The organism is Corallococcus sp. CA049B, from assembly GCF_003611685.1.
In the GTDB taxonomy this organism is placed as follows: Bacteria; Myxococcota; Myxococcia; order Myxococcales; family Myxococcaceae; genus Corallococcus; species Corallococcus coralloides.
In genome coordinates this window covers 1-8190 of sequence record NZ_RAWC01000307.1, presented here as the reverse complement: position 1 = coordinate 8190, position 8190 = coordinate 1, and the positions used below count along the sequence as shown (strand labels likewise).

Sequence of the window (8190 nt, the reverse complement as noted above, 5' to 3'; positions counted from 1 at the left end):
TTCCGGTGCCCACCTTCCAGGAGGTCCCGTCCCCCCTCACCCGCCAGAGGTGTGCCCATGTCCCAGGCCCACGACACCGAAACCGAGAAGCAGGAACGCCACGCGCGGAGGCATGAAGCCCACGTGCGCGCCACCTATGCGGCGTTCATCCACCACCTGTGTGACTTGAGCGCCCTGCCTCCCGCGCTCGCGGAGTCCGCCGCCGTGTCGGTGCTGAGCGCGCTGGAGCGCCGGCTCATGCCCAACGGAGCGCGGAACCTGGAGTCCCAGCTGCCACGGCTGCTGGTGGAGTTCCTGCCGCCGCCGGAGGAGCGCCCCCGGCACCCCCACCGCTTCGGTCGCGAGGAGCTGATTGCGTCCGTCGCGGAGGACCTCCAGATGCCGTTGGACCGGGCGGAGCTGGTAATCCGCGCGGTGCTGCGCGCCTTCCAGGACCAGATTTCAGAAGGCGAGGCGGACAAGGTGGCCAGCAACCTGCCCGCGGACCTGCAGGCCCTCTGGCGCCTCACGCAGTAGGCGCGAGGCGCCTTGGGGCCCGGGCGCTACTCCGCCGGGCCGCTGCCCGCGCCGTCCCCGGTGGTGAACACCGGGGTCCCGCCGGGGATGCTGGGGTCGTGCGGGAGGCTGCCGCGCGGGCTGCGCAGGTAGACGAACGGCGTGGCGAAGAGGAAGTTGCTCACGCGCGACGTGTAGATGTCCGCGTAGCGCTCCACCTGCCGCGCCAGGTGGCTCTTGTCGTTGCCGGCGCGGGTGAGCAGGCCCCAGTGCGGGTTGGACAGCTCCCCGGCCGCGCGGGCCATGGGGCCCAGCTCCGCGTCCAGCGCCTCCAGCTCCGCGCGCAGCTCCGTGAGCCGCGTCACCAGCTCGCCCTCCGGGCCGTCCGAGCGGGGGCCGTACTGGTGCCTGCGCCGCTGGAGCTCCAGGCGCACCTGGCAGCTCTCCGCCTCCAGGCGCTCCTTCTTGAGCATGCGCTCGCCAATGCGCACCTCGGTGGCGCGGAAGGCGGCGATGGCGCGCACCTCGTCCTCCAGCTCGCGCAGGATGAGCGCGGTGCGCCAGCGCAGCACGTTCTTGCTGACGTGCACGTCGCCGAACATGTGGTCGCCCACGTAGAGGATTTCGTCGCCGGACATGCCCAGGTGCCGCTCCAGCTCCAGCGCGCTGCCGCCGAAGTAGGGCTTGGACTTGTCGAGCGGCCCGGAGTGCGGCCGCAGCAGCGCTTCACCATTCGCCTCCACCACCTCGAAGAGGGTGGAGCGCGTGGTGAAGAACTCGGGCTTGCGCGCGCTGACGATGACCACGTCGAAGAGCTGGCGCCAGGTCATGCCTTCGGGCAGGTGCCGGTCGAAGGCGAAGTGCATCATGGGCTCCGTGTAGGCCCACTCGCTGTTGGTGATGAGCAGCACCTTCTTGCCGGCGTTCTTCTGGTCCAGCAGCGCGAGCGGCGTCTCCGGGTCGTCGATGACGTAGCGCTCGGGGTCCGCGATGATTTCCGCCTTGAGGCGCCCCTGCATGTGCGTGGCGTCCAGGTTCTTGCGCACGTGCTCGTAGAGGTCCGCGTAGCCCATGGGGCCCGGGAGCTGGCCGGCGTCCAGGCGGTCCACGAGCTGCGCGTAGATGCAGGCCTCGGAGAGGGAGAACAGCGTGTTGAGGAACACCCAGCGCCGGTCCGCCAGGTCGATGACGGTGCGGGCATAGGCCTCGCGCTGCGTCTCGAAGTCCATGGGGCGGCTGCCGTGCAGGGCCTTCTTCACGAAGCCGAAGCGGTTGGCCTTGAGCAGGTTGCCCTTGGCGGTGTCGATGATGAGGCCGCGGATGGCGAGCATCGGGTCGAAGGTCAGGTCGGCCACGGGCCAGCCCTGCTCCACCAGACGGTCGCGAATGTATTCGTAGGCGCGGCGTTCCCACGCTTCCACGCGGTAGTGGATGAGCGTGTAGTCCATGTCGTAGCCCACGGCCTTGATGGCGCGCATGTTGAGGGTGCGGTTGCAGAACAGACCGCGTTCGGGCGGGGGACCGGAGAAGTGAGGAGCCATGGGAGCAAGGCTTGCCAAGGCTTGCTCGCAAAGTCGAGCGGCCCGTGTGCCCGAGTCGTCTCGGGGGCAGGCCCGGGTCGTCCGGGTGTCGGAAAGATGGGATACAGGTGACGCAAGCGCCGCGAAGGGCCGGGCACGCGCGGAACCAAAGGGCAGACACATGTCGGGAATGACGCGGCGCTGGGGCCTGGCCCTGGCGGTGGTGCTGGCGGCGGGCGTGGCGGGGGCACAGGAATGGGAGACGGTGGCGACGAAGCCCTTCGTGATCAAGGTGCGGCCCCGCCCGGGGACGAAGGCCAAGGACATCTGGGCGGAGGGCGAGCTCAAGGCGAGCGCGTTGCAGATTCAAACGGCGCTGGAGGACCAGGGCTCGTACCGGCTCTTCATGCCGTACGTGAAGGAGTCGCGGGTGGTGCGGCCCACGGACGACGGCGGGCGGCTGACGTACACGCGGCTGGACCTGCCGGTGGTGTCCTCACGCGACTACATCTGCCACGTGGTGACGGAGTCGAAGGTCGCGCCGGACGGGACGGGTGTGTACCAGCAGCGCTGGAAGGCGGAGCCGGACGCGTTCCCCGCCCGGCGGGACGTGGTGCGCCTGCGGCTGAACGAGGGCAGCTGGAAGGTGGAGCCGAAGGGCGAAGGCACGTCCTGGGTCGTCTACAAATTCACCGTGGACCCCGGGGGCTCCGTCCCCGGGTTCCTGGCCAGCGTGGGGCAGAACGACGCGGTGGTGGACACGCTGCGCGCGGTGGAGAAGCGGGCGCAAACGCTGCCCGTGGAGCCGCCTCCCGCGAAGTAGTTGGAGGCGTCAGCGCCGCCGCTTCAGCTTGAAGAAGTCGACGAGCGCCTTGAGCTTGGGCGCCACCTGGACGCGGCTCGGGTAGTAGAGGAAGAAGCCGGGGAGGGTGGCGGAGTACGGTTCGAGCACGCGCACGAGCTGCTTCTCCGCGAGCAGCTTCCGGACGCGGCTCTCCGGGACATAGGCGAGCCCCAGCCCGGCGACGGCGGCGTCCAGCACCAGCTCCGCGTCATCGAACACCACGCGGCCCTCGACGGCGACCTCGACGCGCTTTGCGCCGTCGCTCAGCCCCCAGCGGAGGAGCCCGCTGGTGGTCCGGCTGCGGTAGTTGATGCAGTCGTGGTCACGCAGCTCGCGAGGGTGCTTCGGCTTGCCGCGGTTGGCGAAGTACGCGGGCGAGCCCACCACGTGCATGACGATGTCGCCGCTCACGGGGATGGCGATCATCTCGCGGTCCACGAGCTCACCGACGCGGAAGCCCGCGTCGAAGCCCTGCTGGACGATGTCGACGAGCGCGTCTTCCAGGTGGATGTCCACGCGGATGTCCGGATGGGCGGCGAGGAACTCCGCGAGGCGGGGCCCCAGCACCTCCTGGTAGCCGTAGCGGGGCAGGGTCAGGCGCAAGAGCCCCGTGGGCCGGTCGCGAAGCTCGCCCAGGGACTCGAAGGCGTCCTGCACGCCGTGCATCGCGGGTTCGAGCCGCGAGAGGAAGCGCGCGCCGGCCTCGGTGAGCCCCACGCTGCGGGTGGTGCGCTGGAGGAGCCGCACGCCCACGCGCACTTCCAGGGCCCGGAGGCTCTGGCTCACCGCGGAGGGGGTGACCCCGAGCTCCGACGCGGCGGCGGTGAAGCTGCGCCTGCGAGCCACCGCGAGGAACGCCATGAGGCCGGAGAGGTCGTCGCGCATTCCTTAGCGTAGCTACAAAGTGCATCCAGAGACGACGCGTTTCGGAGCGGAGGCCCGGGGCGTACTTCATGGGCCACGGAGGCAGTCATGAACGCACAGGGCAAGGTCTGGTTCGTCACGGGGTCGTCGTCTGGGTTTGGCCGGAACATCGTGGAGGAGGTCATCGCGAGAGGGGAGCGCGTGGTCGCGACGGCGCGAGCCCCGCGCACGCTGGAGGACCTGGTGGCGAGGGCCCCGGACCGGGTGCTCGCGCTCCAACTGGACGTGACGAAGGCGGAGCAGGTGCAGGAGTCCATCACTGCGGCGCTGAAGCACTTCGGGGCCATCGACGTGCTGGTGAACAACGCGGGCTACTCGGTGTTGGGAGCGGTGGAGGAGACGAGCGACGCGGAGCTGCGAGCGATATTCGAGCCGCTCTTCTTTGGAGCGGTGGCGATGACGCGAGCGGTGCTGCCGCACCTGCGCGAGCGGCGGACGGGCATCATCGTGCAGGTCTCGAGCCTGACCGGGCTGGTCGGGTACCCGGGCGCGGGGGCGTACAGCGCGGCGAAGCACGCGCTGGAAGGCATCTCCGAAGCGCTGGCGAAGGAGGTCGCGCCCTTCGGAGTGAAGGTGCTCCTCGTGGAGCCGGGAATGTTCCGCACGAAGCTGCTGGGCCCCGGGTTCCGGCCGATGCCGGAGCTGCCTGCCTACGCGGAGTCGATGGGCCCCACGCGAGCCTGGGTGGCGCAGTCCGCCGGCACGCAGCCGGGTGACCCCGTGAAGGCCGCGAAGGCCATCGTGGACGCGGTGGCCGCCGGAGCCCCGACGCTGCGCCTGTTCCTGGGGTCGGACGCCCCCGCGGCCATCCGCGAGAAGCTCGCGCAGGTGCTGGACGACGTGAACCGCACGGAGCAGCTCGCACTGTCGATGGGCTTCTGAGCCGGGAGCCAGGAGTCAGTCGACAGCGGATCCGGAAGGACCCTCGTTGCTCATGAAGCAGGGAGGCCCAGGGAGTGGGCAATCAACCGCCAGAGGCGCGAAGCCCACCGGCCCACGTGAATCAGTACGCTCTCTCTTGGATGATTCACCCCATGAGGGCGTTCGCGGTCGCTTGCGGGTGGGGCCTCGGTCTGTAGGCCATTCTCCGGACACGAGGCGTCAGAGCCTGTCCGAACATCAGACAAGCCTCCCAAGACCGTGCCCATCACGTCCTCGGCGCACGTCCCACCGGAATTGGATGGGACGCGCTCCGGGGGCGCTGGAATCAGCGACATCCCGCTGTCGGACTCCATGGGGGTGACCTTCTCATCGGGGCGAGCAGAAACCCCGAGCACCTCGGTGTCCCTTGTGACTGGCTCGTGGTGGCCCTCGGGAGAGGGAGCCGCCGGCTTTCTTGGAGCAGGGGCGAAGGCGTTCAGCACGCGCTCGTCGCACGCCTTGAGCAATGCCGCTAGCTCGTGTTGGAGGGCCTGTGTATCGCGCTCAGACACAACTCTCATGGCGCAGAGAGCCCACTCGCGCAGAGCCTCTCCACCCATGAGCGGCAGCAGCTGGGAGGCTGCTCCCATGAATGCCCGCTGCAGTGACTGGACGAGGAGCACGTGTCCGGGACGCGCCGCCACCCGCGCTGCCTGCCGCAGCAACTCGAATTCCGCCTGCGCGCAGGTTGCCCCCGACTCCCAGCGCGCCGCGTCCTGGAGCTGGAAGCACATGTACCTCAGCCGGTCCAAGTCGAGGTCCGAGGCCCTCGCGCAGCAGTCGGCCAGCAGCTCCACCAGTACCTGCCGCTTGAGGCTGAAGTAGCCCTCCAAGAGCCACCGTGCGTTTGGCGAGCGCACGTCATGCATCGCGAGCCCCAGGTTCTCCAGCGTCAGCGATTCATCCATGGCCACCGCGCGTGTCTTGCGGCCAGGGTGCTGCACCACCAGGCCACGCGCCGCCAGTCGCCGCACCGCTTCGCGCAGGGTGCCCCGGCACACGTTGAAGCGACGCGCCAGCTTCGCTTCCGGGCCGAAATGCCCGCTCGGATGCACCCGTCCCAGCGCGATATCGCGCTCAAGCTGCGCCTCTACATATGCCACGAGTCCGCCTCGTCCCATCCCCATTCCCCTCCTCGTCCCAGCATCGCCATCCAACCACAGGGGTCTGACATGGGCGCTTGGGTCCACCCTCCGTCCGCGTCACCTGATGGAGGAGGGCGCCCTCCGGCCCCGGGCGGTCAAAACCTGTCCGACAGTCGGACAGGTTCGCGGGCTCGGGCTTCCGGCGGCGAAAACCTGTCCGACTGTCGGACAGGTTTCTGGAAAGCGCCTCCGGCGGGCGGCCTCTGTCCGTGCGGCGTGGGTGGATCAGATGGAAGGAAACCGCACTCCCGGCAGGACGAGCAGCTTCGTGCCCTCCGCGTCCTGGAGTTCCAACGTGTAGACACCGCGAGCTTCCCGGGGTTGGGCTTCAATTTCCACGATGATCCGGGCGATTCCGTCTTCAGGGGCGGGAGCCACCTCGATTACTTCCACGACCCTCAAGGCCTGATGATTCGGACCGCTGAGGCTTGCCTTGGCAGCTTTACTGGGCAGGAACGTCCGCCCCGAGAACTCCAACTGCACTGCGACCCTGCCCGCGGAGCGGAAGCTCCTGACCTGGAACTCCGCGCCCGACAGCCCCTTCAATTCCAACGTCTGTGCTCCCCTTTGATCCAGGAGTTGCTTGGAGAGCATCGTCGCCAGTCCCACGTCGGGACAGACCTGCTCGGGAAGCGGAGCGGGTGCATCGTCGGACACCCCTCCATCCGCGGCTGCCAGAAACGGAAGCAGGAACAGGAGCACACGTCCTCCTATTCATCGTATCGCCACACGGTTCGCACGGACATCAGGTTGGGAACAACGGCGGTGTTCTCGTCGCCCCCCTCGCTTCGAGGGACACCCCGCGTACGGTCATCCAGGAACCAGAGTTCGACACAGACTGGATATGTTTCACCTGTCTTTTTCTGACGCAGTTGGGTGAAACGACCGTAGACCCGCTTGGACCCGAAGTAGAGCGTACCGGTCAACATGGAGCCCCACTGCACACGCCCCTCGGTGCCGTGCGTGTACACAGCGGCACGTCCCTCGCGGACGGTGACGAAATCAGAATCCGTCTTCGGAACGAAATAGGCGGCCCACTGTCTCTCGTCGACCTTCAGCTTTTGCATCGCCGCCTTCGCATCCTCCGGACAGTCCTCTGCGGGAAGCGTGGGCCGGTCCACCAGGGGCGCGCTGGCGCAGGCCATGCCCGCCATGCAGGACGCAAGCGTCGCGGCCTTGAGCGCACGGACAGGTTTCGGAGACGGCGGGGCAGGGGGCTTGGTCGTCACGGGAGTGTGTTCCTCTTTCTGTGCCGCCACGGGGGCGGCGACGGGAACACTGTGCGGGCGGTCCGGTGGGTTCGCCAGTTTATGACCAAGCGGGGCGGAAACACTCTCCGGGACCTGGGGGGTTGTATGGCGAGTCCAGCCCCGAAGCAGGACCTCCCAGGTCCGGGGGCCGGCCAGCAGCAATCCCAGGCACACCACCACGCCCACCCACCCCCAGGCCGGGAACCGGCGCGGGGCCACCGGTTCGGGAACGGGCCGGGGCCTGGGCGCGGGCCTCAGGTACGGCTGCGCGGGCCACGCCGGACGGCGGATCTGATTCGGCGTGCCCGGAATCTCATCGAAGAGGTGCGCCTCGAACGCCGCCGCTCCACCCGAGAGCAGCCCCCGCATCAGCTCCGAGTGCGCCGCCTCCCCCGTGCGAGGCCGCTGCTCCGGCTCCTTCTCCAGGAGCCGCAGGATGGCCCTCGACAGGGGCTCCGGCACCTGGGGATTGATGTCCCGGGGCGACGGCGGCAGCCGCTCCGTGATGGCCACCGCCAGCAGCTCCGGCTCCTGCCCCGGCGGGAACGGGTAGTGCCCCGTGACAGCCCGGTACAGGCACACGCCCAGGGCATACAGGTCATCCGCCTCCCGGTAGGGATAGCGCAGCTCCGGCTGCCTCCAGTGGCGCTGCTGGAAGCGGATGGCCTCCGGACTGCGCAGGTGCAGCGTCCCCGGGGGCAGGGTGGTGGTCGTGAGCGTCGCGGCCCCCGTCTGGTCCCCGGCCCCGAAGTCGATGAGCACCGGCACCTGCTCCCTCGCGCGGATCAGGATGTGCTCCGGCTTCAGGTCGCGGTGCAGCACGCCTCGCGCATGCAGCACCCCCAGCGTCATCGCCACCGAACCCCCCACCATCGCCACCTGCCGGAACGTGGGGTTGACCGTCTCCGTCCAGAGGTGGAGCGCCAGCCCCTCCACGCAGTCCATGACGAAGTACGGCAGCCCCTCCACCGGATCCGGCCACCGCCCCGTGGCGTGCACCCGCACCACGTTCGGATGCCACGCCCGGTCCAACAGCAGCGCCATCTCCCGCAGCGCCCGGGCCGGGTCCGGATGCAGCGACAGCTTCAGCG

Annotated in this window: 8 protein-coding genes; 3 read left to right on the top strand and 5 right to left on the bottom strand. The window is 69.0% G+C overall.

From position 1 onward, the window contains the following. Positions 1-57 precede the first annotated feature (57 nt). Positions 58-516: a DUF2267 domain-containing protein gene (locus D7W82_RS36785; RefSeq protein ID WP_120622760.1), complete on the top strand. Its 459-nt coding sequence runs from the start codon at positions 58-60 to the stop codon at positions 514-516. A gap of 26 nt (positions 517-542) precedes the next feature. Here D7W82_RS36785 and D7W82_RS36780 read toward each other — a convergent pair whose 3' ends face one another. Continuing rightward, positions 543-2036, bottom strand: coding sequence for an HAD-IG family 5'-nucleotidase (locus tag D7W82_RS36780; protein WP_120622759.1), 1494 nt, complete (start codon positions 2034-2036; stop codon positions 543-545). A gap of 160 nt (positions 2037-2196) precedes the next feature. On the opposite strand from D7W82_RS36780, the gene D7W82_RS36775 reads away from it, so the two are divergent. Continuing rightward, entirely contained in the window at positions 2197-2838 is a 642-nt protein-coding gene (locus D7W82_RS36775; RefSeq protein WP_120622758.1) for an SRPBCC family protein, read from the top strand. A 9-nt stretch (positions 2839-2847) separates the two neighbouring features. Here D7W82_RS36775 and D7W82_RS36770 read toward each other — a convergent pair whose 3' ends face one another. Then, on the bottom strand, positions 2848-3744 hold the full coding sequence (locus D7W82_RS36770) for a LysR family transcriptional regulator (protein ID WP_120622757.1): 897 nt from the start codon (positions 3742-3744) through the stop codon (positions 2848-2850). 87 nt (positions 3745-3831) lie between these two features. On the opposite strand from D7W82_RS36770, the gene D7W82_RS36765 reads away from it, so the two are divergent. Beyond that, positions 3832-4665 carry an oxidoreductase gene (locus D7W82_RS36765; protein ID WP_120622756.1) on the top strand — a complete coding sequence of 278 codons (834 nt, stop codon included), beginning with the start codon at positions 3832-3834 and terminating at the stop codon, positions 4663-4665. 50 nt (positions 4666-4715) lie between these two features. On the opposite strand, the gene D7W82_RS36760 is transcribed toward D7W82_RS36765, so the two are convergent. The 3 genes from D7W82_RS36760 to D7W82_RS36750 form a co-directional block, all read right to left on the bottom strand. Continuing rightward, entirely contained in the window at positions 4716-5831 is a 1116-nt protein-coding gene (locus tag D7W82_RS36760; RefSeq protein ID WP_120622755.1) for a FadR/GntR family transcriptional regulator, read from the bottom strand. A gap of 243 nt (positions 5832-6074) precedes the next feature. After that, positions 6075-6551 (bottom strand): DUF2381 family protein, encoded by a 477-nt coding sequence (locus D7W82_RS36755; RefSeq protein ID WP_120622754.1) that lies wholly within the window; start codon positions 6549-6551, stop codon positions 6075-6077. An 8-nt stretch (positions 6552-6559) separates the two neighbouring features. Continuing rightward, a partial coding sequence (locus tag D7W82_RS36750) for a serine/threonine-protein kinase (protein ID WP_158617794.1) occupies positions 6560-8190 on the bottom strand: 1631 nt, incomplete at its 5' end.

What these genes read in the sequence shown, in the direction of transcription:
- D7W82_RS36760 (WP_120622755.1), bottom strand. Translation starts at nt 5,831, where the DNA reads ATGGGGATGGGACGAGGCGGACTCGTGGCATATGTAGAGGCGCAGCTT.
- D7W82_RS36775 (WP_120622758.1), top strand. Translation starts at nt 2,197, where the DNA reads ATGTCGGGAATGACGCGGCGCTGGGGCCTGGCCCTGGCGGTGGTGCTG.
- D7W82_RS36785 (WP_120622760.1), top strand. Translation starts at nt 58, where the DNA reads ATGTCCCAGGCCCACGACACCGAAACCGAGAAGCAGGAACGCCACGCG.
- D7W82_RS36765 (WP_120622756.1), top strand. Translation starts at nt 3,832, where the DNA reads ATGAACGCACAGGGCAAGGTCTGGTTCGTCACGGGGTCGTCGTCTGGG.
- D7W82_RS36770 (WP_120622757.1), bottom strand. Translation starts at nt 3,744, where the DNA reads ATGCGCGACGACCTCTCCGGCCTCATGGCGTTCCTCGCGGTGGCTCGC.
- D7W82_RS36780 (WP_120622759.1), bottom strand. Translation starts at nt 2,036, where the DNA reads ATGGCTCCTCACTTCTCCGGTCCCCCGCCCGAACGCGGTCTGTTCTGC.